The sequence below is a fragment of the Flavobacterium tagetis genome, from assembly GCF_016735615.1.
Classification (GTDB): domain Bacteria; phylum Bacteroidota; class Bacteroidia; order Flavobacteriales; family Flavobacteriaceae; genus Flavobacterium; species Flavobacterium tagetis.
The window spans coordinates 203,724-230,542 of sequence record NZ_JAERSF010000005.1 but is presented as its reverse complement, the minus strand read 5'-3'; the positions used below and the strand labels follow the sequence as shown (position 1 = coordinate 230,542).

Here is a 26,819-nt window from a genome sequence, read left to right as displayed (position 1 = left end):
TCTGTAGTAAAGGTTTTTGCTTTGGATTGTGCAGAATTAAAGGAATTTCTTTTAAAATCTCTGCTCGAAATAGTTGTCAGAGAAGAAAAAATACTTTTAATTTGCGACCTCATTACGGGCGTAGTTCAAGGGTAGAATAGCGGTCTCCAAAACCGTTGATGGGGGTTCGAATCCCTCCGCCCGTGCAAAAAAAATATGAGATGACAACCCGTCATTGAAAAGCATAAAAAAAGCTTCGTCTCTATAGGCGAAGCTTTTTTTTAATATAAGGTAAACTTGAATTAATAATTATTTAGAGACCGAAGCCAACCCTTAAATTCAATTTTTAGTGGTAATAATTTATGTTTATTGGTCTCAAAGATAAGATAAACTAAAACGTAATAGTCTTAAAATTATAATAAATTTTTTCTCCACAATTATGTTTTTTAAACGTCTCATAATTAATAAAGTGACAATTTGACATTTTATAAGATTTGGCAGTACTTTTGCAATCCAACAGAAAGAAATAAAAATGAAGTTTAAAAATATTTTTAAAAATAAAAGTAATATGACTACGGAAAATACAGAATTCGATCAGGAATTAGACGATGTAACGTTAGAGAACAATGCCAACGGAGAGCAGTTAATTGTTGAAGAATTAAGTGTTGAGGAGCAATTAGCTAAAGACTTGGCTCACGAAAAAGATAAGTTTTTGAGATTATTTGCTGAATTTGAAAATTACAAAAAAAGAACTTCAAAAGAGCGTCTTGAATTATTTAAAACAGCAAACCAAGAAGTTTTATTGGCTATGCTTCCAGTTTTAGATGATTTTGACAGAGCGACAGTAGAGATCAACAAGTCAGAGGATGAAAATTTGAAAAAAGGTGTTGAGTTGATCCACGAAAAATTGAAAAGCACTTTAGTTTCTAAAGGTTTAGAGCAAGTTGAAATTCAAGCAGGAGATGCTTTCAATGCTGATATCGCTGAAGCAATTACCCAAATTCCAGCTCCGTCTGACAAATTAAAAGGGAAAATTGTTGATGTTATTGAAAAAGGATACAAATTAGGAGACAAAATTATTCGTTACCCTAAAGTTGTTGTAGGAAACTAAAAGCAATTAAGATTCTGAAATTCGTTTTTTAAAAATTGGAATTTGGAATTTTAGATTTAGAATTTAACCTAAATTATGAAAAAAGATTTTTACGAAATACTAGGCATTTCAAAAAATGCTGATGCTGCCGAAATAAAAAAAGCATACAGAAAAAGTGCTTTAAAATACCATCCTGATAAAAATCCAGGCGACAAAGAGGCAGAAGAAAACTTCAAATTGGCGGCAGAAGCTTATGAAGTTTTAAGTGATCCACAGAAAAAAGCGAAATACGATCAGTACGGACATCAAGCATTTGATGGTTCTGGCGGATTTGGCGGCGGTCATGGAGGTATGAATATGGACGACATTTTCAGCCAGTTTGGTGATATTTTTGGTGGCGGATTTGGCGGTTTCGGAGGCGGAGGCGGAGGTCCTCGTCGTGCGAAAGGAAGCAATCTTCGAATTAAAGTAAAACTGACTTTGGAAGAAATTGCAAATGGAGTTGAGAAAAAAGTAAAAGTAAAACGTAAAGTTCAGGCAAAAGGTGTAACGTATAAAACTTGTACGACTTGTAACGGTCAAGGACAAGTAATGCGTGTAACCAATACCATTTTAGGAAGAATGCAATCTGCGTCAACTTGTCCTACTTGTGGTGGTTCTGGTCAAATTTTAGATAAAAAACCATCTGAAGCAGATGCTCAAGGAATGGTTCAAGAAGACGAAACAGTATCAATCAAAATTCCTGCGGGAGTTGTTGACGGAATGCAGTTGAAAGTTGCCAACAAAGGTAATGATGCTCCAGGAAACAGCATTCCAGGTGATTTAATTGTTGCTATTGAAGAAATTGAGCACGAATTCTTGAAGCGTGAAGGTGAAAACGTTCACTTCGATTTGTATATCAGTTTCCCAGAAGCAGTTTTGGGAGCTTCTAAAGATATTGAAGCAATCAATGGAAAAGTTCGTATTAAACTAGAAGAAGGAATTCAATCTGGAAAAATCTTAAGATTAAAAGGAAAAGGAATTCCTAGTTTAAATGGTTACGGAAGCGGAGATTTATTGGTTCACGTAAATGTTTGGACTCCAAAAACTTTAAATAAAGAGCAAAAACAATTCTTTGAAAATGCTTTAACAGACGAGCACTTTGCTCCAAGTCCAGAGAAATCAGAGAAATCATTTTTTGAGAAAGTAAAAGATATGTTCTCATAATCTGAACTTTTTTAAAATACCATAAATAATCAAAAACCCATTCTAGCATAAAATAGAATGGGTTTTTTTCGTAATATGACACAGATTCGCTAGTAATTATTTACTTTTACAGTCGCTGAACCGTAATAGGAAAAGCAACGCAGTAAATCCTTAAAAATAACATGAGTAACTTACTTGAAGTACATAAAGTCATAAAAAAATATGGCGACTATGTAGCACTTAACGAAGTTTCATTAAATGTGCCAAAAGGCAGTATATATGGACTATTAGGTCCGAATGGAGCAGGAAAAACTTCCCTTATCAGAATCATAAACCAGATTACAATGCCTGATAGCGGTGATGTAATTTTGGATGGAGAAAGATTACAGCCAAAACATGTGCAGACAATTGGCTACCTTCCAGAAGAAAGAGGTTTGTACAGTTCGATGAAAGTAGGCGAGCAATGTTTGTATTTGGCGCAAATGAAAGGTCTTTCTAAAGCCGAAGCTAAAAAACAACTAGATTATTGGTTTGACCGTTTGGGAATTCAAGGATGGTGGAATAAAAAAATCCAAGAGCTTTCTAAAGGAATGGCGCAAAAAATTCAGTTTGTCGTTTGTGTGTTGCATAAACCAAAATTGCTGATTTTAGATGAGCCATTTTCGGGTTTTGATCCCGTAAATGCAAATATTATTAAAGACGAAATTTTGGCTTTAAAAGAACAAGGTTCTACGATTATCTTTTCGACTCACAGAATGGAAAGCGTAGAAGAGCTTTGTGAAAATATCGCTTTAATTCATAAATCTAATAAACTGATAGAAGGAAAAGTGGTCGATGTTAAGCGTCAGTTTAGAACCAACAGTTTCGAAGTTGGAATTTTGACAAATAATGTCGAAGGATTAATGTACGATATTACTCAGAAGTTTACAGTGTCTCCAGCAAGTTTTAAATCTTTAAATGATGATTTAAAATTAAATATTCAGATCGGAAATGCTTCTCCAAACGAATTATTGAATGTTTTAACACAATGTGGACAAGTAACACACTTCGTTGAAAAAATTCCGAGCATAAACGATATTTTTATCCAAACAGTTACTGAAAACAAAGTTTAAAAATTCCAATATAGAAATTCCAAATTTCAAGCTTATAAATTGGGATTTGGGATTTAAAATTTGAAAATTAATTATTTATGAGTATCATCTCGTTGATTATAAAAAGAGAATTTATTGCTAAAGTTCGCAATAAATCTTTTGTTGTCATGACATTTTTGAGTCCGCTTTTATTTGTGGCTATTGCTGTTTTTATTGGCTATTTAAGTTCGATGAAAGCAGAAACTAAAAGAATTGCGATTCATGACGAAACTGGAATTTTTGTTTCAGATTTTTTAAAAGAAAACAAAAAAGGAGCTGAATTTAAATATTTAAATCTTTCTGAAATTGATGTAAATGCTCTAAAGGACAGTATTACGAAAGAAAATTTCAGCGGATTAATTGTTATTCCAAAAACAGAAAACAAAAAAGATTTAGAAAGTAAAATTGAATTTATTTCAAATAACAGTCCGAGCATTTCTTTTATTGAGAATACTCAGGATATCATCGGAAATAAAATCACAAAACTAAATCTGGAAGAGGCAAAATTGGATACTCTGGCTATTCAGAAAGCGCAGTCAGATGTAAATATTCATTTAGTTAAAGCCTCTGGAGAAGAAAGTCTAAAAGGTCTCAACGAAATTAAAATTGCAATTGGTGGTGCATTCGGCTACTTAATTATGATGTTTATTATCATTTACGGAAATATGGTAATGCGAAGCGTAATTGAAGAAAAAACAAATAGAATTATCGAAATCATTATTTCATCAGTAAAGCCATTTCAATTAATGATCGGAAAAATTGTCGGAACTTCATTAGCTGGAATTCTGCAATTTGTAATTTGGGCCATTATTGGTTTAGGATTAATGTTTGCCGCATCTGCATTTTTTGGCGTTAATGTTGGTCCAACAGCAAGAATTTCACCAGAAATGATGCAGGCCGCTCAGCATGAATTTTCAGGTTCAGCGCAAATGTATATTACTGAATTATGGAATTTGCCAATTGCCAGTATTTTAATTGGATTTGTGATTTATTTTATTGGAGGATATTTTCTATATAGCTCATTCTATGCAGCAATTGGAGCGGCAGTTGACAATCAAACCGATTCTCAGCAGTTTTTGCTTCCAATTTTAATGCCTTTGATTTTGAGCGTTTATATCGGATTTTTTACTGTAGTAAATGATCCTCACGGAAGTGTTGCGGTAATCTTTTCAATGATTCCGTTAACTTCACCAATTGTAATGCTAATGCGTATTCCGTTTGGCGTTCCGTGGTGGCAAATTGCAATTTCGGTATCATTATTGTTTGCAACATTTTTCCTTGTGGTCTGGTTCGCTGCCAAAATCTACCGAATAGGTATTTTAATGTACGGCAAAAAACCGACTTGGAAGGAATTGTATAAGTGGCTAAAATATTAACTTGAGATACTAAGATTCTAAGTTTCTGAGATGCTAAGATTTTTAGCGGAAAAACTCAGAAACTTAGCATCTTAGTATCTTAGCATCTTTAAAAAGAATGAGTAAAATACTAATTGTAGAAGACGAAGCGGCAATCAGAAGAGTTTTGGTAAAAATTTTATCAGAAGAAAATGATTCGTATCAGGTTGATGAAGCAGAAGATGGAGTTGTGGGACTTGAAAAAATAAAAAACAACGATTACGATTTGGTATTATGTGATATCAAAATGCCAAAAATGGACGGTGTTGAGGTTTTAGAAGAAGTGAAAAAGATAAAACCAGAAATTCCGATGGTGATGATTTCGGGTCACGGTGATATGGAAACTGCGATTCAAACTATGCGTTTAGGAGCTTTTGATTATATTTCGAAACCACCAGATTTGAATCGTTTATTAAATACTGTTCGTAATGCTTTAGACAAAAAACAATTAGTAGTTGAGAATAAAATTCTAAAGAAAAAAGTTAGCAAAAATTACGAAATGATTGGTGAGAGCGAATCGATTAATCATATTAAAGTGATGATTGATAAAGTTGCTCCAACAGAGGCCAGAGTTTTAATTACAGGTCCGAACGGAACCGGAAAAGAATTAGTAGCGCATCAATTGCATGAAAAAAGCGAGCGTTCTAGTTTTCCTTTAATCGAAGTAAATTGTGCTGCGATTCCGAGTGAATTAATTGAAAGTGAATTATTCGGACACGTAAAAGGGGCTTTTACATCGGCAGTAAAAGATCGCGCAGGAAAGTTTGAAGCTGCAGACAAAGGAACTATTTTCTTAGATGAAATTGGAGATATGAGTCTTTCTGCGCAAGCGAAAGTTTTACGTGCCCTTCAGGAAAATATGATTACCAGAGTTGGTGCTGATAAAGACATAAAAGTAGATGTTCGCGTCGTTGCCGCAACAAATAAAGATTTAAAAACAGAAATTGCAGAAGGCCGTTTCCGTGAAGATTTATACCATCGTCTGGCTGTAATTTTGATAAAAGTTCCGCCTTTGAATGAAAGACGTGATGATATTCCAGCTTTGATTTCTCATTTTACAGAGAAAATTGCTTCAGAACAAGGAAATGCGGTAAAGTCATTTTCAGGACAAGCGATAAAATTGTTGCAGGAATACGATTGGACAGGAAACATTCGCGAACTTCGAAATGTAGTCGAAAGATTGATCATTTTGGGAGGAAACGAAATTTCTGAAACAGATGTAAAAATGTTCGCAAGCAAGTAGGTGCTTCGCGCAATAAGCAATAAGCTTTATGCTTTAAGCTAAAAACACACAATAATTTTGGCCTAAAGCTTATAGCTTAAAGCCTAAAGCTCAAAAAAAATGAAACTAAAAAAGATAAACGAGAAATTACAGGACGGTCTAATTGAAAATGGTTTAACAGAAGCCAATGCTCTGCAGATGGAAACATTTTCGACCATAAAAAGTGGTGCTGATTGCGTGATTATTTCTCCAAAAGGAAGCGGAAAAACAACTACGATCGTTTTAAATGTAATCCAGCAATTGGCTGGTAAAACGGAGGAATCTCCTCGCGCTTTAATCATTGTTGAAGATAAAGCAAAGGTTTTAGAAATGGTTGAGCTTTTTGAGAAATACGGGAAATACACTAATTTGGAAATATATGGCGTAAACGAAAAAGGCGACATGGATTACGATAAAAATTATGTTTCTACAGGAATTGATGTTTTAATTGGAACGCCAACCAAATTAAACGACATGTTTAGTACAGCGGGTTACAACGTAAATCGTCTTAAAATGTTTATTATAGACGATGCAGATCCGATTTTGAAATTGCGTCATGATGCTAAAATCACGCGTATTTCAAACAGTATCGCTAAAGTACAACGAATCATTTTTGCTGAAACTTTGACAGAACGCATCGAAATTTTGGCAGACAAAATCATGATCGAACCTTATTTATTTGATATGGATGAAGAAGGCGAGGAACTTGATGAAGATGAAGACGATATTGAAGAAGAATAATTTATTATAAAGTTTACAGTCCCGGTTTTTAATCTCAGTAGATGGAAAGCGGGATTTTTTGATTTTGAAATTAATAGAATAAAAAAACAAAGAATATTATGGGATTAATGAAAGTATTTTCGGGAAGCGAAGTATTGGCAATTGCTTTGCAAGAAAGATTAGAAGAAGCGGGAGTAGAAACCGTTAAAAAAGATAATATTCAATCGGCTCGTTTAGGAGGTTTTGGACAGACGGATTTGGCAGTTGAGGTTTTTATTCAGGAAACCGATTTTGCAAAAGCAAATCCCGTTATTGAAAATTTCAGAATGAGTCTTTAAAAAAGTCGTAGTTTGCAGTCATAGTTTACAGTTAGAATGCTGAAAACTGTTACTGCGACTGAAAACTAAAAAAATATGCAATACAAAATGTTAGTGCTCGACATGGATGACACCTTGTTGACAGACGACCACAAAATTTCAGATTTAAATAAAAAAGTAATATTAGAAGCTCAGGCAAAAGGCGTTTATGTAGTTTTGGCTTCAGGAAGACCGACTACTGCAATGACGGCTTATGCTAAAGAGTTGGAACTCGATTTAAACGATTCTTATATGATCTCGTTTAATGGAGCAATAATCAGCCGTGTTAAAGACGATTTGATTTTGTTTGAACAGAAATTAACTGTAGAACAAATTCATGCACTGTACGATTATAGTGTGAAAAAAAATGCACATATTATCACGTATTTGGATGACGAGATTATCAGCGAAACTGATTCTGAGTTTATAGAAGTCGAAAAAGAAATTACTGGAATGGCACATCATAAAGTTTCAAGCTTTAAAGATTATGTAGACAGACCAGCGGTTAAATGTATCTTGCTTCAAGATCCAGCGTATTTAAAAACGTTAGAAAATGATTTAAAAGAAGCTATGCCGCATTTAAGTGTTTCTATGTCAAAACCATTTTTCTTAGAAGCTGCACAGCAAGGAATTGATAAAGCGGCTAGCTTGAAGTATTTGGCTGATAAATTAGGAATTCACCAAAGTGAAATTATCGCGGTTGGAAACGCAGGAAATGACTTAACGATGATCGAATATTCCGGTTTAGGAGTTTGGGTTGATAATGTAACACCAGAATTGCGTGACAAAGCCGATTTAATTGTAGCTTCAAATAACGATGATGGTGTTGCTGAGGTTGTAAATCGTTTTATTTTAAACTAAGCTAAAATGAAAAATCAAATAGAAACGGAGCGTCTTATTTTACGGCCGCTTGAGCTTTCAGACGCCGAAGGAATGTTCGAATTAGATTCTAATCCGAATGTACATTTGTTTGTTGGAAATAGACCCGTAAAGCATATTGACGAAAGTGTTGAATACATCAAGTTTGTTCAAAAACAATATAAAGATCTTGGAACAGGCCGATGGGCAGTTGTTCTCAAAGAAACAAATGAATTTATTGGTTGGTCTGGAATAAAGTTTATTACAGACGAAATCAATAATCACAAAAACTTTTACGAGTTAGGATATCGTTTTATCGAAAAACATTGGGGAAAAGGTTATGCAACAGAAGCAGGAAAAGCTTTTATTGATTATGCCTTTAACGAAATGAAAGTAGAGATGCTATATGCTTATGCAGATGCTGGAAACGAAAATTCTAGAAAGATTTTAGAAAAATTAGGTTTCCATTTTGTGAATTCTTTCGAATATCAAGAAGAATTAGAAGTTTGGTACGAACTCAAAAATCCGAACTCAATATAAAAACGAATTCCAAATCTTTACATACTTAAAAGTCAGTAAAGATTTGGAATTAATTAAAGAAGTAATATTTGAAAATATTATTTTTTAGCTACAGAAACAAAATATTTATTTCCGTCACCCATAGTTAATTTTACACGCTCGTCGCAAAGATCGATTGCAAAATTTGCACTTTCGTAACAGCTGCAAGTTGTGTTTTTGTCTTTAGACATTTCTGTTTTGCAGTTGTTGTTTTTAAAGCTTGCTAATTGTGGTGTGTATAAACTAACCAAATCAGTAGAAGCAGTTACTAAAGAAATAATACTTGCAGAATTGTTATTTGTAATTCTGTATACAATTCTATCCGTATAGTTTACTTCGTTTACAGTTACTTTACGAATGTAGGTATAAGCTGTAGATCCTTCACCTGGTTCTTTAACTTCAAACTTAAACCCAACTGCACGAATAGCAACATCAAATTGCTGTTGTGAGTTAAAGCTTGCCCAAGTCGTCAATGTGCTAATAGTAGGAAATGGATTTGCATTTGCGGCTGGAGCACTAGTTTGCGCTTGCGAACTAAATACGGTTAAGAACATCAAGCAGATTGTGGGTAAAAATGCTTTCATAAAGCGTGGTATTTGTATTTTAATTTTGCCTACTCTCTTTGGTTTTCGGCTTTCCCATTTCATTTTGTAACACAAAACAACAACATAACGAGTAGAATTCAAAATTGTTATGCCCGAATTATTATTAAATTAATTAAAGCTTACTAAAATTCTTTAATATGAATTTATTGTGAACTAGATTCGTATCATTTGTAAATGTAAGAAATTTTCAATTTAAAACCGAAAAAAACGTATTTAATCGATAAAATTTGCATTTAGTCGATTATTTTGTCATTTTATTCTTATCGGAATGTTAAAAAATAAAAAAAAGGGTTCATAATTTTTTTTAAAATAAAAAGTAAAAGTTTAACTTTTGAATATTTCTAAATTTACATTAATGCAAATTATTGATTGGAAGTCCATTAATTGCTTTCTTTTGATGAATATTGTTTGTAAATTTGCAGCCTTAAATTTTTTGACAACGATTTCATTAATTTAAGACAAATTATGGAAAACAGAAAAAAAGTTGCCTTTTATACGCTGGGTTGTAAACTGAATTTTTCAGAGACTTCTACAATTGCCAGAAATTTTAATGACGAAGGTTTTGACCGCGTCGATTTTGAAGATGTTGCAGATATTTATGTTATTAATACCTGCTCTGTAACAGAAAATGCCGATAAACAATTTAAACAGGTTGTCAAGAAAGCAATGAAGCTTAACGAAAAAGCTTTTGTTGCGGCTGTTGGCTGTTACGCGCAATTAAAACCAGAAGAATTGGCTGCGGTTGATGGGGTTGATTTGGTTTTGGGCGCAACAGAAAAATTCAAAATCACGGACTATATTCATGATTTGAGCAAAAATGATATGGGTGAAGTTCACTCGTGCGAAATTGCTGAAGCCGATTTCTATGTAGGAAGCTATTCTATCGGAGATCGTACAAGAGCATTCTTAAAAGTCCAAGACGGCTGCGATTATAAATGTACATATTGTACAATTCCATTGGCTCGTGGAATTTCTAGAAGTGATGCTTTAGAAAATGTACTTAAAAATGCCAAAGAAATTTCTGCGCAGAATATTCGTGAAATTGTTTTAACGGGTGTAAATATCGGTGATTATGGAAAAGGGGAGTTCGGAAATAAAAAACATGAACATACTTTTCTAGATTTAGTTCAGGCTTTGGATAAAGTAGAAGGAATTGAGCGTTTGAGAATTTCGTCTATCGAACCAAATTTATTGAAAAACGAAACAATTGAATTTGTATCGAAAAGCCGAACTTTTGTACCGCATTTTCATATTCCGTTGCAATCGGGAAGCAATGATATTTTGAAATTAATGAAACGCCGTTATTTACGTGAAGTTTATATTGATCGAGTTGCTAAAATTCGCGAAGTAATGCCTCATGCTTGTATTGGTGTTGATGTTATTGTTGGTTTTCCTGGAGAAACAGATGAGCATTTCTTAGAAACGTATCATTTCTTAAATGAGCTAGATATTTCATATTTGCACGTTTTTACATATTCAGAAAGAGATAATACAGAAGCGGCAGATATGGAAGGCGTAGTTCCTTCAAATGTTCGAGCTAAACGCAGTAAAATGCTTCGTGGCTTATCGGTTAAAAAACGCCGTGCATTCTACGAAAGCCAATTAGGAACCAACAGAACGGTTCTTTTTGAAAGTGAAAACAAAGAAGGATACATTCACGGATTTACTGAAAACTATGTAAAAGTAAAAACGCCATGGAATCCAGAATTGGTAAATACTTTACAAGAAATCAATTTAACAAAAATTGACGAAGACGGAAGTGTTCGCATTGAGTTTTTAAATAAACTGGCGGAAGCTTAAAAATAAAGTTTGTCATTCCGAGGAATGAGCAATCACACTCGAAACTCGACAAAGATTGGCAATTATAGCATATGGAATTGCTAGTGTGATTCCTCGTTCCTCGGAATGACAAAAAAAGCCTCTTATGAGAGGCTTTTTCTGTTTTTATTACTCATTATCCTGAACAACTAATTTCAAAGAATTAATATAATCAGTATCAAATTCAATAACACGAATTTTTTCAGGATTAAAACCTAACTCTCCGCCAAATTCTCCTTTTGTATCTAAGAAGTTAATGGTCAATTCTTCGTTATTCAATTCTATTAATTTTCCTAAATAAGCAGATTTAGAAGATTTTTTTGCAATTTGAAAAATACCATATTTCTTTGAAACATAATTAATAATTGATGCTAAATCTTTGATTGGGATAATATCATCAGAATTAATTTTTAACCCTTTCAAACGGATTACTTTTTCTGTAAACGCCAGATCATGATCTCGATTTACAGCTTCAATATTTTTATTTCTCAAAATAACAAAACCATCCAAAACAAAATCTACAGGATTATTTCGAAGCAAAATCCATTCATCAGAATAATCAATTAAAAATCCGCTGAAGATTTCCTTTTTATCCTGAAATTCTATTTCGACCAATTGTCTTAAATATTGTTCCATCATATTTTTTTTAAAATTCCAATTTTTTAAAATCCCAAATTCCAATTGCTTTGAGATTGGAATTTGGAATTTAATTATTGGAATTTATTTTTTAAGGATTAGTAGACCAAATACTGCTATTCTTAATAAAGACTCTTCGGTTTAGTTTTAACTGAGCGATAATCAAATCTGCCATATCTTCAGATTGCATTACTTTTTCTGGGTTTCCGTCAGTTAGGTTTAAGTCTTTTGCCATGTCGGTTGCAACCGTACTTGGCGTTAGTGCTGTAACACGGATATTGTGTTTTCTCATTTCTTGCATTAAAGAATCGGTTAAACCCAAAACAGCAAATTTAGAAGCACTGTACGCACTTGTCAAAGCATTTCCGTTTAATCCGGCAGTCGAAGAAATATTGATGATGTCTCCAGTTTGTCTTTCGATCATGTTTGGGATGATCGCACGAGTTGTGAAATAAGTTCCCATTAAATTCACCTGAATAATTCTTTCCCAAGCTTCTGGTTCTAATTCTAAGAATTTTCCAAAAGAAGCAATTCCAGCACTATTGATTAAAATGTCGATACTTTTAAATTCAGCGATTGCCTTTTCAGCAGCAGCGTTTATAGAATTAATATCAGAGACGTCTGCAGACAGAGCCAAAGTTTTTACACCCAATTTTGAAGTTTCTTCTGCCAATTGGTCAATATCACTTTTGGTTCTAGAAACCAAAATTAGGTTTACACCCTCTTTTGCCAAAGCAATTGCTACAGCTTTTCCTATTCCTTTTCCTGCGCCCGTAATAAAGGCGTTTTTATTTTTTAAGTCGGTCATGATTGTGTTTTTAGAAATGCAGAAAGCATCATTTTAAGTCTTACAAAAATAAGGTTTTGAAAACTAAAATGATGCTTTAAAAGGTATTCTTAATCTAAGTTTAACAACTTTTTGTTATTCTTTTAGAACCATGTCAATACACATGACAGCTCCTAAAATCAATTGTCTCAACGGACTGTCTGTTGCAACTGTATCTTCAATTTGAAGAACATAATTATCGGCACTTGTAAAAAACTCTTTTCCTAATCCCGCCCATTTTTTGTTTACTTGAGCCAATTGCTTATTCTCGTGTGAGAATTTAAAATCCCAGCCTGTCCATTTTCCTTGCAGAGTAGCCACAGGTTTTTCATTTTTGTCCAAAATGTTAAATTTTCCTCCAATCGAAAAGAATTTTTGTTTGAAAGTTCCAATCAAACGATCTTTTTCATCCAATACTTCAACAGTAGATCTAAAGATGGCAACACCTCTTCTTACTGTAATTAACTTTTCTCCAGAGGCAGTTGTAATTTCAACATTAAACGGAGTTGCTCTTTTATAATCTGTAAAACGAAATACTTTTGTGAAAAAACCAAGATTGTTTTCTCGGCAGTTCATAATGATTTGATTGGTTTCTGGATGATATATATCGTAATTGTTTGCGGCTTTGAACATTCCAACATGTTCTTTTACTAAAAATAGATTTTGGCTTAAAATGGGATTCATGCGTGTGTAAAATAAGTATTAAAAATAAAGCCGCAAATGTAATACAATATTTATTAATTATACTGTTTGGAAGTTTCAACTAGACGAATAAATTCAGCTTTATAACCTTCGCCATCGTTTGAATTTCCTTGCTTCGCCAGTTTTACAATTTCTTCAGAAGACTTGTTGGCAATTAATTTTGAATCTCTCAATTTCAAACCAAACCAAGCTACGGCAGAACTAAATTTCATATCATCGCTGGCTTTATCCAAGGCAATAGATTTATTATCGATTACCTGAACCATTTCGATGCTTTTATCGCCATCTGGTTTTTTGTAACGGAATTTTATCGTTGCCAATTCGTTGCTGTAATTGTTTGAACTGGTTTCGGTTTTAGTGTATTTTAAAGGATCTGGCTGTTCAGTTAAATAATTACTTTTTACTCCAGCTGGAATAATTTCATACAAAGCCGTCACAGTATGATTGCTTCCCAATTCGCCAGCATCAATCGCATCATTTTTAAAATCTTCTGGACGCAATTTTCTGTTTTCATAGCCAATCAAACGATATGCTTGAACTTGTTTTGGATTAAATTCAATCTGGATTTTTACATCTTTCGCGATAGCAAACATCGAACCTTTGAATTCTTTTCCTAAAAAACGATTTGCTTCCTGAATGTTGTCGATGTAAGCATAATTTCCGTTTCCTTTATCGGCAAGGATTTCCATTTTACTGTCTTTGTAATTGCCCATTCCGTAACCCAGACAAGTTAAGAAAACGCCTGTTTTTCTTTTTTCTTCAATTAGTTTTTCCATATCAGAATTAGAAGAACTTCCAACGTTAAAATCTCCGTCGGTTGCCAGGATTACACGATTATTTCCGCCTTTAATGAAATTTTCTGTCGCTGTTTTATAAGCCAACTCAATTCCTGCGCCACCTGCTGTGCTTCCGCCAGATTCTAATTTATCCAAAGCATCGATAATTGTTTTTTTCTCATCTCCAGAAGTTGGAGGCAAAACCATTCCCGCAGCACCCGCGTAAACTACAATTGCAACTTTGTCTTTTGCGCGTAATTCGTTTACCAATATTTTTAAAGATTGTTTTAATAAAGGCAATTTATTCATATCGCCCATTGATCCAGAAACATCAATTAAGAAAACAAGATTAGAAGCAGGTAAATCATTGGTTGGAATGTTTTTTCCTTGTAAACCAATTTTCAAGATTTTATTATTCTTATTCCAAGGCGAATCACTCACTTCTGTATTGATAGAAAACGGATGTTCATTTTTCGGCTGCGGATAAGTGTATTTAAAGAAATTAACCATTTCTTCTACACGAACCGCATCTTTCGGAACTTCCTGCCCATTGTTTAAAAAACGTCTGATATTGGTATAAGAAGCATTGTCGACATCTATAGAAAAAGTTGAAAGCGGAGCTGTTTTTGGACTTTCGAAAGCATTTTCCACAAAAGCATCATAATCTTCCTGGGGTGGTTCAGCTGAAATTGGCATAATATTTAATTTTTTGTCCAATTCTTTTTCAGAAAGGTTTTTATAGATTTCATTTTTGGTTGAAATTACTACAACACCGTTTGATGCTTTGCTTCCATAAATTGAAGTCGCATCTTTATCTTTTAGAACCGAAACATTATCAATATCGTTCGGATTTATTTTTGCCATTTGATTGGCTTTTGCTGGTACTCCGTCAATAATATACATCGGTTCATTTTTTGGAGAAACTGATTCATTTACGCGAATAGAAACAGTTGGGCTTGGAGCGTAAAGCGAATTACTTTCAGCTTGAACTTTTGCTCTTTTTCCTTTGCGTTCCGAGACTGAACCGGTTAGCATTGATTTTTTTTGGACACCATATCCAACAACTACAACTTCTTGGAGTTGAGCACTATTTTCTTTTAGGACTACATTAATTATATTAGAATCTTTAACGTAAATAGTTTGAGAATCCATTCCTACGTAACTAAAAACAAGAGCGTCTCCTTTTTTAGCTTGAATAGAGTAGTTTCCATTATAATCAGTTTGACTATATTTTTTAGTTCCTTTAATCGTTATCTGAACTCCAGGAAGCGGTAAATTAGATTTATCTGTAACAGTTCCAGAAATTGTTTTTTCTTGCGCCATGGTTACGAAACATATAAGCATAGCAATGGCTGATGAAATAAGTTTTAGACTTTTCATGATAATAAGTTTTAGAATTAATGTTTGGGTTTTGCTTTGTCAAAGCTGCAGACTTTGACAAAGCATTATGTTATTTTTTCGGAGCCGGTTTTCCGTTTTTTGTAGTGATTATAACGACTCCTTTTTTACCTCTTTCGCCATATTTTTCGGTCGCTTCAAGGTCTTGTAGAATTGTTATGGTTTTAATGTCTTGTTTGTCAAGAGGCGCATAAGGGCTTGTTGGATTTTTACCAAATAAATCATTTTCTGAATAATAAATCCCATCGATGATATATAATGGTTCATCCAAAACTACCAGCGAATCTACATTTTCAGGATTTAGGTTTGGAAGCTCATCTTGCATCATTTTATCTTTTTTTGCGTCGTCGCTGTGCGCTAATGCATTTCCGTTAAGAACTACTAAAGGACTGCTTTTTTTAGCTCGCTGTGTTGGTGCAGCAGCGTAAGCAACTTTTGCAGATTCTCTTTGAGGATAGCTTGAATAACCCATTTCTGGAGTCATTTCTTTTTTTGAAACGATGTTATCTTCTTCATAAGATTCACTTTTAAGAGGCGCATTTGCAGAAACAATAGCCTCTGCCGCAATATTTGGGGATGGCGCAGACAAAATTGGCCTTGTTTGAGGAGTTGCTACTTCTTGAACAGCAACTCGTTCTTTGTTTTTAGTATGATTCTCTAAAATTTTAACTGCTTCTTCGTTTGAAACTATTTCTGAAGAAGCTGCATCATTTTGTTTTACAACTGGTGCTTCAATTTGGGACTGTTTTGTTTCTTTTTCTTCAAAAACTACTTTCGGAGTTTCTGTTACAGGTTCTTTATTAGAATGTAAAAACTGAAATCCTAAAGAAAGCAATAATAGCAGAGAAGCCGCAACAGCTATTTTTTTCCATAATGCAATTGTTTTTTTGTCTTCTTTTTTATCCAGTTTTTCTTCTACGCGCGCCCAGACTTTTTCCATTCCTGGAAAGTCTTGAAACTCGGCTTTTTGCGAAGCTTCTTTTATTTTATCGAATAATTTATCTTGATTGTCCATGACTATTTTGCTTTTTGATAATACAGTTTATTAACCAGTTCTTTCAGTTTGGTCTTAGCGGCATTCAATTGTGATTTTGAGGTGCCTTCAGAGATCTTCAGCATTTCGGCTATTTCTTTATGTGAGAAACCTTCAATTACAAAAAGGTTAAACACAGTTTTACAGCCATCAGGAATATGGTTTAATAAATTAAGTAAATCTTCTTCTTCCAATGTATTTAGTTCGTCAACAGAAGGTTGCGAAAGCAGTTTCACATCGTCTAAATACATATTAAAGTTGGTTTCTTTTCTAATCGTCGCCAAACAATGATTTACAGTTATGCGTCTTGCCCAAGCTTCAAAAGCATAAGCTTCTTTTAACTGTTCTAATTTGGTGAAAATAGTAAAGAAAGAATCTGCCAAAGCTTCTTCGATTTCCTCTTCCTTTTTTAAATATCTTTTGCAAAGGCGGTACAACTTTGGCGCCATGTATTCGTACACTTGACGCTGGGCATCGCGGTGCATTTTTTTACAGTTTGCTATTTGAGTCTCGTTTATCACAATTGTTGTCTTTCTTGTATAGAGAGTGAAAAAGATAAAAAGGTTGGGACGGGGGTGAAATTTTTTTTTTAAGGTTCAGAGTTGCAAAGATTCAAAGTTGCAAAGGTTTTATGGTAGAAACGTAATCAAAATACTTTGTGTTTCTCTGCGAAAAACCTTTGCGAATCTCTGTGTAATAATTCTTTCGCAAAGATTCACAAAGCTGCACGGAGATTCACAATGTTTATTTAATTGGTAAGGTCAATTTATAAATCTTAGTTTCCAAAACTTCTGTGTCATTATCTTCGCAAAGCAAAAACTCAATTTTATTATTTTCTTTTTTATAGAAAGTCAAACCTTCAAATTTATTGGTTGAAGTGATTTTTTGAGTGAAATCGATTTTCATGGTTTTAACGTCGATTCTGCCGATGAAACTTCCTAAGATTTCTCCGTCATCATAAGTTGATTTCGTGTCTTCGGCAGTTGAGAGAAAATAGATTTTATCGTCGACCAAAATAGCATCGGTAAAACTAGAGCGAACACCTTTTATTTTTGGTAGTTTGTAATTAACCGAAATCAGAGCAAATTCTTCTCCTAGATTTTTGGCGTGAATGGTAAAAATCGTGTTTTTGTTAGAAACGCCATTTCCGCGGTTGAATAAATACCAGTTTTCGCCATCAAAAATAGCGCCTTCTAGATTGAAATCTTCTGGTTTTATTTCTCCAAAATTCTGCATAACCGCATACAAATCGACTAAATTATTTTTCTGTAAAACAGTTTTCGATTTTGTGTCAAATTCAATCATTTTGTTTCGGTTTTCGGTTGAACCAGAACCAAAAACATAAAGTGTATCGTTATGATGTGTAAGTGATTCAAAATCGGGTTTTAAGTTTTTTGGAATATTTTGTGTCGGATTATCAATTAAAGCATGCTGATTCAGTTGCTGATTTTGCATATTGTATTCGTAAAGAAATCCGCTGTTGTCGCCAATTACGTAAAGAGCATCGTTATTGTAAAATAATCCCGATGCCGAACCGATTCCGATGATTTGAAATAATATTTCTAATGTAAATTTTTCCATGAATTTTGTTTTGAAAATAAGTGTCTAGCCCTGATAGTAATGGAAATACTTTGAAAAGAAATTGATTTTTTTTCCTGACAGAACAAAGCGACCGAAGGAAGCTCTTGTTATGGCTTTGGAAAAAAGCAATTTATTGAAAAGTATTGCAATGAATAGCAGGAATATGCTTCGTAAAAATACTATATTTATAAGACAAAAAAGGAAAAGATATGAAATCAATAGATCCGAAAGATTTTAAAGTTGTAGATAAAATAAAGCTCAAAGAAATTCCAACTGTTTTAAATATTGAAGCAGATGACGATGAAAAAGAAGAGAAACTGGATAAAGTTCAAGCTAAATTAAGCGATTTGCAAGATGTAATGTATGCGCACAACAAATACAGCGTTTTGATTTGTCTGCAGGGAATGGATACTTCGGGAAAAGATAGTTTGATTCGAGAAGTTTTTAAAGAATTTAATCCGCGTGGAGTAGTAGTGCATAGTTTTAAAACTCCAACTTCTACAGAACTGGAACATGATTATTTATGGCGCCATTATATTGCACTTCCAGAAAAAGGAAAGTTTGCCATTTTCAATAGAACACATTATGAAAATGTTCTTGTAACACGTGTTCATCCAGAATATGTGCTGTCTGAAAACTTGCCAGAAATTAATTCTGTCGATGACATTACGCCCGATTTTTGGAAAAATAGAATTGAACAGATTAATAATTTTGAAAAGCACATTTGCCAAAACGGAACAATCGTAATGAAGTTTTATCTGCATTTGAGCAAAGAAGAACAGCGCCAGCGTTTGTTGCGTCGCTTGGAAGAAGAAAAACACAACTGGAAATTTTCGCCTGGAGACTTGAAAGAACGTGGCTATTGGGATGAATACATGAAATATTATGAAGAAGCCATTAATAAAACTTCTACAGCTCATGCGCCATGGTACATTATTCCAGCCGATGACAAAGAAATGTCGCGCTATATTGTAGCAAAAATTATCTGGGAAGAAATGAAGAAACACACTGATATTAAAGAGCCAGAACTAGACGAAAAAACAGCAATTAATATTGAGTTGTATAAGAAAGAATTAGGAGAGAAATAATTTGATAATTGAGATAATTAGTCAATGATATAATTTTTTTTGTAAACCCGACAGGTTTTTTAAAACCTGTCGGGTTTATTTTATATCCGAAAATTTTTAAACTGCTTTTATAAATTCCATTGGTCAACAGAAAAATGTAGTTCGTCAAATTGATTTCAATAATACTTATGGTTTGTGCTTCTTTGCTGTTTGTTTAAAAAATATAGGACTACTTTTGGAGTTAAATTTTCTCAATAAATTATTATTAAATGATTGCAATCAGTAAAAATAGGCATTGGATATTTTTAGTCTTTTTTTGGAGCTTATTAGGCATCACGATTTGGGCGCAGATGATCGAAGATTACGATTTTTTGACGGCTACGATTCAGGCTATTTTAGTTTTGTTTTCTTCTGCCGTTTTAGCTCATATTTTAAGTGATGTTATACTTCCTAAAGCGCTAAAACAAAATAAGATGAGTTGGTTTGCAGTACAAAGCGTTGTTGTTGTGCTTCTTTTAGCATTTTGTCTGTCATTGATTTATATTGTTTTTTCAGATTCGGCTATGAGAAGAAGGGCATATCCTGAAGCAGCAGATGTTGACTCTCTTCATTTTTTATGGGCGCGATTTTATGGTAATATTCCATCAGCGATTTTAATTTGTGGCACTGCTTGCGGACTTCGATTTTATCAGGAACACAGCGTTATCGAAAAAAATCACGCGCAATTGCAGCAGGTTCATTTAGAAGCTCAAATCAAGATTTTGCAAGATCAGATCAATCCGCATTTAATGTTTAATGTTTTGAACCATATTCATATTCTGATGCAAAGCGATGTAAAGTTAGCTTCAGATTTATTGGTTCAGTTTTCGGATATTTTGCGTTATCAATTGTACGAATGTAATAAGGAATATGTGTCCTTGCATCTTGAAATTAAATATTTAAAAGATTTAATTGCTGTTGAAGAAACCCGTTGGGGAAATGAATTGGAAGTAAAAAGTAAATGGAATATTGAAGACGGACAACTTCAAATCGCGCCATTGCTTCTAGTTCCTTTGATAGAAAATGCTTTTAAACACGTTTCCCGACTTCCAAATCAAAAAGGATTTGTGCATTTGTCTTGCGAGCAAGTAAATCATCAGCTAAATTTTAAAATTGAAAATTCGTATACGGAGCAATATAAAATACCGTCAAAAAATCAAGGATTAGGTTTAGAGAATGTAAAGAAAAGGCTAGAAATACAATATCCTGAAAAACACAAATTAGTTATCCACAAAACCGATTCTGATTTTACCGTTGAAGTGACTCTAGATTTGAAATGATTTTTTGCCACTAATTGCACGAATTAGCACGAATTTTTTATCTGTAGAATCTTAACATACTGCTTTGTGATCTTTGCATCCTTTTAAGACTTAAAACTTTGCGAACTTTGCGTATCCCGATAGCTATCGGGATTGCGCTCTTTGCGGTTAAATTTTTAGCCACAGATTAAAGGATTAAAAGGATTTACAAAAATCATCAAACCAGAAATAAAAAAACTATGAACATGAAATGCCTCATAATAGATGACGAACCTATAGCAAGAAACGGAATAGCAGATTTTGTTTCTAAAATTGATTTCCTCGAAACTGTTGGAACTTGCGCTTCGGCTCTTGAAGCAACTTCATTTCTTCAAGAAAAAGCGATAGATTTATTATTTCTGGATATAAACATGCCGTATTTGTCTGGATTGGAATTTTTAGAATCTTTAGAGAATCCACCATTGGTGATTTTTACAACCGCGTATTCGGAACATGCTTTAGACGGATATCGCCTTCAGGTTGTAGATTATTTATTAAAGCCGATTACTTTTCAGCGTTTTTATCAGGCTTCATTAAAAGCAAAGCAATGGTATCAAATGTTGAATTCGCCAAAGCAAAGTCAATTAGATCCTTTTTTATATGTCCGTCAGGAAGATGGATTTCAGAAAATTTCTTGGATCGATATTTTGTATATTGAAGGAATGCAAAATTACGCCAAACTTCATTTTAAAGATAAAGTGCTGATTATTCATCAGACGATGATTTCATTAGAAGAAACACTTCCTAAAGAAATTTTCTTTCGAATCCATAAATCATTTTTGGTAAATGTTACGCATATAGATTCTATTTCTGGCGGACGCTTATTTATAAAAGGACAAGAACTACCTATTTCAAGAACACGCCGTGAGGAATTATTGAAAGAGGTAGTCTATAAAAACTTACTTAGCAGATAGCTCTAGAATTTCCATTTTAGAGCTATTGCGCCATAAAAAGTAGTGGTGAATCTTGGATCTGCAATATCTTTTTCTTTAAAGATTTCTTTAATTTTTCGGTTTGTTGTCGAAAAGCTTCGAACAAGAGTAGTTCCACCAGTTGGTTCTAAAATCCAGTGTTTTCCAAATTTTATCTGAGGTCTTAAACCTGCAATTATTTGCTGATAACCTAGTAATGTAGATTTATTTCCAATTTTGGTTTCAGCTGTCATTCCGCTTATTTCGGCTACTGCTTTTAAGTCAAAACTATCAGACATTCGATAGCCTATTTCTAAACCTTCTGGAAAAGCAACTTTAAAATGTAGAGCTCCAGTAGATTCCCAGTTAAAATAAATTCCCGGAAGAACCATCGGCACACCAAAACTATTAGTCAATACCGGACCTGCACCCAAAGCCAGTTTAGGATTAAATTGTTTGATAAAAAGAATTCCTCCTTGGAGCAGGACATCATCTTTATTAATTTCGACCATGTCTGTATAAACGCCTACAGAAGCCATTATTAACAACGACCAAGAAGAAGAAATGGAACGCAAATGCTTGACTCCAATTTGTGTATTGAGCAATTCATCTGGAAATCCGCCTTGAAATGTTACTGGAAGATCTTGAATATTGTAGTTTCTGTTTTCCATTTTGGCATAACTGCTATTAAAAAATACCGACCATAGTTTGGGGTGATCGTATTTATCCATTTTTAAAGATAGTGGTACTTCAAAAGCTAGTTGCACTCTTTTAAAATTACTTTCGGCATTTGTCTTAGTACTGTCGATTGGCCTTACATATTTAGAAAAAGGCACATAATCGACTTTAAATTCACCTGAAATTCCCGATTGTGAACGTGCAGCAAGAGTAGCCAGTAAAAAAAGAAAAAGTTGCGATAGATAAAAGATTGTTTTGTTCATGATTTGATTAATTTTTCTGCGAATTACCGCGTTCTAAATCAATCCCAAAAAATCATTTGACTACTAGCACTTTTCTTTTGACCAATGGCATAAAATAAAAAACCCGACAACTGTATAAGCTGTCGGGTTTTTACCAAAAACAAAATAATAAATTAAACCTATTTTTTATAGTTTAAAACCATAAGCAACACGCAATGCTACTTGATTGGTTCTAAAGTCATGATAATCTTCGTAACGAACACTTAAATCAATGTACTTATTGGCATAGCCAATTCCTGGAGCCCATAAAAATGTGGTTTGATTGTAACCATTTGTTACTGCAAAACCGGCACCCAGTTCTCCTAAAACATAAAATTGATCTTTTAAGACAAAAGCCTTAAAACCTGCTTTGGCTGGAATAAAACCAAGATCTTTAATGTCATTTCCGGCAGCATCTTTTTTACCGTTAAATAAATTCGTAAATCCTGTAGTTAAGGTCAAAGATGTTTTTTTGGAAAGATCATACTGTAAACGAACGTCTCCCCCAAGAGACCAGTCGTAATCATTGTCGGTTGGCAATCCCCCATTTAAGCCAAAACCTAATCTAAAACCTTGATCGTAATTTGTTGCTTCTGTTTCTTGAGCAAATGTGGTGTTGGCAAATAAAAATGTGAAAGCAGCTAGGCATAACATCTGTAATTTTTTCATGGCTTATATTTTTGAAATTTCTATAATGTAAAATTATATTGGAGGCGTTTGGAGTTTGTTATACAATTTTTAAAAATCGTTACATAATATTGAGTTCGTCTTATTTTTGTCTTAAAATTGGGATATATTTTTATAGATAGGATAGAATTCGAAGCTTCTGACTATCTTTGCGCACAAAATAGAATAGAAGTGAATTTAAAGCAGTACACCAAAGAGTTTTCGTATAATTTAAGACTGGCATATCCTGTTATTTTAGGAATGGTCGGGCATACTTTAATTGGTATTGTCGATAATATAATGGTTGGTAAAATCGGAAGTACAGAACTGGCGGCGGTTTCGCTTGGAAATAGTATGATTTTTATTGCCATGTCTTTAGGAATTGGTTTTTCTACAGCAATTACGCCAATTGTTGCCGAAGGTGATGCAGAGAAAAATGATACTAAAATTCGCTCTGCTTTTCATCATGGATTATTTCTATGTACAATTCTAGGATTGCTGCTTTTTACTGTAATTATGTTTGCCAAACCAATTATGGAATTGCTAAAACAACCAGCGGATGTAATTGTGTTGGCAAAACCCTATTTAGGCTGGGTAGCTTTTTCTTTGATTCCGTTGGTAATGTACCAGGGCTATAAACAATTTGCAGACGGAATGTCATTGACCAAATACTCAATGTATGCCATGGTAATGGCAAACGTTCTTCACGTTGGTATAAACTATGTTTTGATTTATGGTATTTGGATTTTTCCAAAAATGGGAATTATCGGTGCCGCTTTAGGAACTGTGATTTCAAGAATATTTTTGGTAATGTTCATGCATATTATGCTTTCAAGAAGAGACGACTTAAAGCGTTTTTTTAAAGGTTTTAGTTTTAATGAAATAAAAAAGGCAACCATAAACAAGATTATCAGTATCGGATTTCCTTCTGCGATGCAGATGCTTTTTGAAGTAGTTTTATTTACGGCTTCAATATGGCTTTGCGGAAATATCGGGAAAACAAGTCAGGCAGCAAATCAAATAGCTTTGAGTTTGGCATCGATGACTTTTATGTTTGCAATGGGATTAAGCGTGACTTCTATGGTGCGTGTAAGTAATCAAAGAGGGCTGATGGATTATAAAAAGCTGATTGTTGTAGCGCGTTCTATTTTCCTCCTTGCTATAATTTTAGAAACTGTTTTTGCAATTTTCTTTATTGCTTTTCATGATTATCTGCCGTATATTTTCTTGAATATGGAAAATACAGGACAGATTTTAGATAATGAAGAAGTAATTGCCATTGCTTCAAAACTGCTTTTAATTGCGGCAATTTTCCAGATTTCTGACGGAATTCAAGTTGTGGTTTTAGGAGCATTACGCGGATTACAAGATGTAAAAGTTCCAATGTATATTACCTTTGTAGCTTATTGGGTTATTGGTTTTCCGATTTCGTATTACTTAGGAGAACACACCGAATTGAAGGCTCAAGGTGTTTGGGTTGGACTTTTGGCAGGATTAACCGCGGCAGCGATTTGTCTGTACATTCGTTTTCATTACTTGACAAAGAGATTGATTATCGATTCAGTTTCAAATGACTAAATTTGAATAGAAAAATAAGCCACAGATCTGTGGCTGAAAATAATAACCATTAAAAAATAAATAAACATGGAATTACCTAAATTTTTACTTGGAGATAATACTGATTTTCCAGATGATATTTTTATCATTCACCTAGATTATCCAAGATTCATTATCAATTTGAAAGATGATGAGGTTGAATTTTTAGAAGAAGCAGAAGATCTAGACGAAGCTGAATTAAACGCCGAAATGGAAGGTTTAATTGAAAAAGCTAACGAGTTCTATGACAGAGAAATCAACCGCTACGAAGAGTAATTTGTTTTTCTAATCTTACGTTCTTATACTATATTTAATGAAAAATTTACGTTTCTTAAAACCTATTTTCAGTTTTATATTAATCGGATTATTGATAACCACTTTAAGCCGAATCTTTTTATTTTTTCTTTTTAAAGAAAGAGTAGTGCAGACGCCAGATTTCTGGTATATTTTTCCAATCGGTCTTCGAATGGATTTGATATTGCTTTGTTATTTGTCGTTTCTTCCAGCATTGTTAATTACTTTTCTGCCGAATAAAGCGATAAAGTTTACCAATAAATTTCTGGTAATTTACAGTTTTCTGTTTCTGTTTTTAATTCTTTTTGTAGAATTAGCTTCACCAGATTTTGTAAAACAATATGATACGCGCCCAAATAAGATTTTCTTAGATTATCTTATTTATCCCAAAGAAGTAGTTGGAATGCTTTTAAAAAGCTATCTGACTTCAATTATTGTGACTTTTTTAATTCTTGGAGTTGTAATTTATTTTGCTTTCAAAAAAGGGAAACAATTATTCTATACCACAAGTACAGATTATAAATTCAAATTAATGGTATTTCCATTAGTGGCTTTTTTATTGTTTTTCGGAGCACGTTCAAGTCTGACTTCAAAACGTCCTATTAATGCCAGTAATGCTGTTTTTTCTACAGATCAGTTAACCAATACGTTGGGATTAAATTCATTTTACACTGTTGCTTTTGCAGCGTATTCAATCAAAAATGAAGGAAATACTAAAATGTATGGTAAAATGGATGAAGCTGAAGCTATTGCTCGTGTAAAAAAATACATGATTGCTGGTCCAAACGATTTTACAGATAAAGATATTCCGTTTTTGCATGTTCAGCAACCAGATTCTGTCATGAAAAAGCCATACAATTTGGTGATTTTTCTACAAGAAAGTTTAGGTGCAGAATATGTTGGGATTTTAGGAGGAAAACCATTAACTCCTGAATTTGATAAATTATCTAAAGAAGGATTACTGTTTACGAATTTGTATTGCACAGGAACTAGAAGTGTCCGCGGAATTGAAGCAGTTGTAACGGGATTTTTACCTTCGCCATCAGAAAGTGTTGTAAAGCTTGGAAACTCTCAGCAAGGATTTTTTACATTGGCAGACGCATTAAAACAAAAAGGCTACGACACGAGTTTCATTTATGGCGGAATGGCCAATTTTGATAACATGGCTTCATTTTTCAACGGAAATGGTTTTACAGACATCGTAGACCAAACTGATTTTGATTCTGATGGAAATAAATATGCTTTTAAAGGAACTTGGGGCTATTCTGATGAAGATTTGGTAACTAAAGCCAATCAATATTTTAAGTCAAAAGGTAACAAACCGTTTTTCTCTTTAATGTTTTCGACTTCTAATCATGAGCCTTTTGAATATCCAGCGGGAAGAATTAAACCTTATGATAAAAAACCTGCAACGGTAAATAACGCCATGAAATATGCGGATTTCTCTATAGGGAAATTCTTTGAATTGGCTAAAAAAGAAGATTACTTTAAAAACACGATTTTCATTGTAATTGCTGATCACAATACTAGAACATATGGTAAAAATTTAGTGCCAATTAATAAATTCCATATTCCAGCATTTATCATGGGACCAGGAGTTCCAAAAGGAGCAGTTTATGATAGATTGGCAAGTCAAATTGATATTCCGCCGACATTACTAAGTTATTTAGGACTTCCATTCGAAACTCCAATGGTAGGTAGAAATCTAAGTAAACTTGATCCAAAAGTGCAAGGAAGATCTATTATGCAATTTAATGATATCAATGCGTTTAGAGTTGAAAATCAGGTTGTGATTATGCAACCAAACTTGAAACCGCTTCAATTTGAAATTAAAAACGATACAACTTTAGTTCCTGTGAAACTGAACGAAGATTTAGCAAAAGATGCTTTAGCACACGTGATTACGGCAGGAAATTTGTATAAAGAAAGTAAGTATAAACTTAGGCCTAAAAAATAGGTTCAAAGGCACAAAGCGACAAAGGTTCAAAGGTTTTACTTTGGACCTTTTTCTTTTTTAGTGAAATTGAAATGCTTTGCGGGTTCTCGACTCCGCTCGAACTGACAAGATTGTGTATCGAGATTA

26 protein-coding genes and 1 tRNA gene are annotated in these 26,819 nt (G+C 33.6%); 17 read left to right on the top strand and 10 right to left on the bottom strand.

The window, feature by feature from the left end:
- The first annotated feature begins 114 nt into the window (after positions 1-114).
- The 10 genes from JI750_RS20960 to JI750_RS20915 all read left to right on the top strand — a co-directional run bounded on the left by JI750_RS20960 (position 115) and on the right by JI750_RS20915 (position 8,513).
- Positions 115-185: transfer RNA gene (locus tag JI750_RS20960), tRNA-Trp, on the top strand.
- Between the two features lie 326 nt (positions 186-511).
- Positions 512-1,090, top strand: a complete 579-nt coding sequence (locus JI750_RS20955; RefSeq protein ID WP_129745002.1) for a nucleotide exchange factor GrpE — start codon at positions 512-514, stop codon at positions 1,088-1,090.
- Positions 1,091-1,165: 75 nt separating this feature from the next.
- The gene (dnaJ, locus tag JI750_RS20950) at positions 1,166-2,275 is read left to right on the top strand and encodes a molecular chaperone DnaJ (protein WP_202006360.1); all 1,110 of its coding nucleotides are present in this window, start codon (positions 1,166-1,168) and stop codon (positions 2,273-2,275) included.
- A gap of 161 nt (positions 2,276-2,436) precedes the next feature.
- The gene (locus JI750_RS20945; protein ID WP_202006359.1) at positions 2,437-3,366 is read left to right on the top strand and encodes an ABC transporter ATP-binding protein; all 930 of its coding nucleotides are present in this window, start codon (positions 2,437-2,439) and stop codon (positions 3,364-3,366) included.
- Between the two features lie 77 nt (positions 3,367-3,443).
- A complete protein-coding gene (locus JI750_RS20940) occupies positions 3,444-4,760 on the top strand; it encodes an ABC transporter permease (protein ID WP_202006358.1) in 1,317 nt (438 codons plus the stop codon).
- Between the two features lie 97 nt (positions 4,761-4,857).
- Positions 4,858-6,021, top strand: a complete 1,164-nt coding sequence (locus JI750_RS20935) for a sigma-54-dependent transcriptional regulator (protein WP_202006357.1) — start codon at positions 4,858-4,860, stop codon at positions 6,019-6,021.
- Between the two features lie 99 nt (positions 6,022-6,120).
- Positions 6,121-6,780: a DEAD/DEAH box helicase gene (locus JI750_RS20930; RefSeq protein ID WP_202006356.1), complete on the top strand. Its 660-nt coding sequence runs from the start codon at positions 6,121-6,123 to the stop codon at positions 6,778-6,780.
- Positions 6,781-6,878: 98 nt separating this feature from the next.
- Complete coding sequence (locus JI750_RS20925; RefSeq protein ID WP_111363916.1) at positions 6,879-7,097, top strand: putative signal transducing protein; 219 nt, start codon at positions 6,879-6,881, stop codon at positions 7,095-7,097.
- 75 nt (positions 7,098-7,172) lie between these two features.
- Positions 7,173-7,976 (top strand): Cof-type HAD-IIB family hydrolase, encoded by an 804-nt coding sequence (locus JI750_RS20920; RefSeq protein WP_202006355.1) that lies wholly within the window; start codon positions 7,173-7,175, stop codon positions 7,974-7,976.
- Positions 7,977-7,982: 6 nt separating this feature from the next.
- Positions 7,983-8,513 carry a GNAT family N-acetyltransferase gene (locus JI750_RS20915; RefSeq protein ID WP_202006354.1) on the top strand — a complete coding sequence of 177 codons (531 nt, stop codon included), beginning with the start codon at positions 7,983-7,985 and terminating at the stop codon, positions 8,511-8,513.
- A gap of 77 nt (positions 8,514-8,590) precedes the next feature.
- Here JI750_RS20915 and JI750_RS20910 read toward each other — a convergent pair whose 3' ends face one another.
- Entirely contained in the window at positions 8,591-9,115 is a 525-nt protein-coding gene (locus tag JI750_RS20910) for a hypothetical protein (RefSeq protein WP_202006353.1), read from the bottom strand.
- 486 nt (positions 9,116-9,601) lie between these two features.
- On the opposite strand from JI750_RS20910, the gene mtaB reads away from it, so the two are divergent.
- Positions 9,602-10,936 (top strand): tRNA (N(6)-L-threonylcarbamoyladenosine(37)-C(2))-methylthiotransferase MtaB, encoded by a 1,335-nt coding sequence (gene mtaB, locus JI750_RS20905; RefSeq protein ID WP_202006352.1) that lies wholly within the window; start codon positions 9,602-9,604, stop codon positions 10,934-10,936.
- Positions 10,937-11,083: 147 nt separating this feature from the next.
- Here the strand turns inward: mtaB and JI750_RS20900 are convergent, their stop codons facing one another.
- The 7 genes from JI750_RS20900 to JI750_RS20870 form a co-directional block, all read right to left on the bottom strand.
- Complete coding sequence (locus tag JI750_RS20900; protein ID WP_202006387.1) at positions 11,084-11,590, bottom strand: hypothetical protein; 507 nt, start codon at positions 11,588-11,590, stop codon at positions 11,084-11,086.
- A 91-nt stretch (positions 11,591-11,681) separates the two neighbouring features.
- Positions 11,682-12,398, bottom strand: coding sequence for a 3-ketoacyl-ACP reductase (locus JI750_RS20895; protein ID WP_202006351.1), 717 nt, complete (start codon positions 12,396-12,398; stop codon positions 11,682-11,684).
- 114 nt (positions 12,399-12,512) lie between these two features.
- Positions 12,513-13,100: an LURP-one-related family protein gene (locus JI750_RS20890; RefSeq protein ID WP_202006350.1), complete on the bottom strand. Its 588-nt coding sequence runs from the start codon at positions 13,098-13,100 to the stop codon at positions 12,513-12,515.
- A 53-nt stretch (positions 13,101-13,153) separates the two neighbouring features.
- Positions 13,154-15,274: a vWA domain-containing protein gene (locus tag JI750_RS20885; protein WP_202006349.1), complete on the bottom strand. Its 2,121-nt coding sequence runs from the start codon at positions 15,272-15,274 to the stop codon at positions 13,154-13,156.
- 70 nt (positions 15,275-15,344) lie between these two features.
- Positions 15,345-16,307, bottom strand: coding sequence for a hypothetical protein (locus JI750_RS20880; protein ID WP_202006348.1), 963 nt, complete (start codon positions 16,305-16,307; stop codon positions 15,345-15,347).
- Between the two features lie 2 nt (positions 16,308-16,309).
- Positions 16,310-16,810: an RNA polymerase sigma factor gene (locus tag JI750_RS20875; protein WP_008468024.1), complete on the bottom strand. Its 501-nt coding sequence runs from the start codon at positions 16,808-16,810 to the stop codon at positions 16,310-16,312.
- A gap of 259 nt (positions 16,811-17,069) precedes the next feature.
- Positions 17,070-17,906: a DUF6929 family protein gene (locus tag JI750_RS20870; protein WP_202006347.1), complete on the bottom strand. Its 837-nt coding sequence runs from the start codon at positions 17,904-17,906 to the stop codon at positions 17,070-17,072.
- A 209-nt stretch (positions 17,907-18,115) separates the two neighbouring features.
- Between JI750_RS20870 and JI750_RS20865 the strand changes: the two genes are divergently transcribed.
- From JI750_RS20865 to JI750_RS20855, 3 genes are all read left to right on the top strand, one after another.
- Positions 18,116-18,994, top strand: coding sequence for a PPK2 family polyphosphate kinase (locus tag JI750_RS20865; RefSeq protein WP_202006346.1), 879 nt, complete (start codon positions 18,116-18,118; stop codon positions 18,992-18,994).
- A 248-nt stretch (positions 18,995-19,242) separates the two neighbouring features.
- Positions 19,243-20,292, top strand: coding sequence for a sensor histidine kinase (locus tag JI750_RS20860; protein ID WP_202006345.1), 1,050 nt, complete (start codon positions 19,243-19,245; stop codon positions 20,290-20,292).
- 218 nt (positions 20,293-20,510) lie between these two features.
- Positions 20,511-21,224 (top strand): LytR/AlgR family response regulator transcription factor, encoded by a 714-nt coding sequence (locus tag JI750_RS20855; RefSeq protein WP_202006344.1) that lies wholly within the window; start codon positions 20,511-20,513, stop codon positions 21,222-21,224.
- Between the two features lie 2 nt (positions 21,225-21,226).
- Here JI750_RS20855 and JI750_RS20850 read toward each other — a convergent pair whose 3' ends face one another.
- Together JI750_RS20850 and JI750_RS20845 are read right to left on the bottom strand one after the other, a co-directional pair.
- Entirely contained in the window at positions 21,227-22,162 is a 936-nt protein-coding gene (locus JI750_RS20850; protein ID WP_202006343.1) for a DUF6268 family outer membrane beta-barrel protein, read from the bottom strand.
- 165 nt (positions 22,163-22,327) lie between these two features.
- Entirely contained in the window at positions 22,328-22,849 is a 522-nt protein-coding gene (locus JI750_RS20845) for a hypothetical protein (protein ID WP_202006342.1), read from the bottom strand.
- Positions 22,850-23,038: 189 nt separating this feature from the next.
- Here JI750_RS20845 and JI750_RS20840 point away from each other — a divergent pair, with 189 nt between their 5' ends.
- From JI750_RS20840 to JI750_RS20830, 3 genes are all read left to right on the top strand, one after another.
- Entirely contained in the window at positions 23,039-24,424 is a 1,386-nt protein-coding gene (locus tag JI750_RS20840; protein WP_202006341.1) for an MATE family efflux transporter, read from the top strand.
- A 66-nt stretch (positions 24,425-24,490) separates the two neighbouring features.
- A complete protein-coding gene (locus tag JI750_RS20835; RefSeq protein ID WP_072973177.1) occupies positions 24,491-24,718 on the top strand; it encodes a DUF8828 family protein in 228 nt (75 codons plus the stop codon).
- A gap of 37 nt (positions 24,719-24,755) precedes the next feature.
- Positions 24,756-26,693 (top strand): LTA synthase family protein, encoded by a 1,938-nt coding sequence (locus tag JI750_RS20830; RefSeq protein WP_202006340.1) that lies wholly within the window; start codon positions 24,756-24,758, stop codon positions 26,691-26,693.
- Positions 26,694-26,819: the final 126 nt, after the last annotated feature.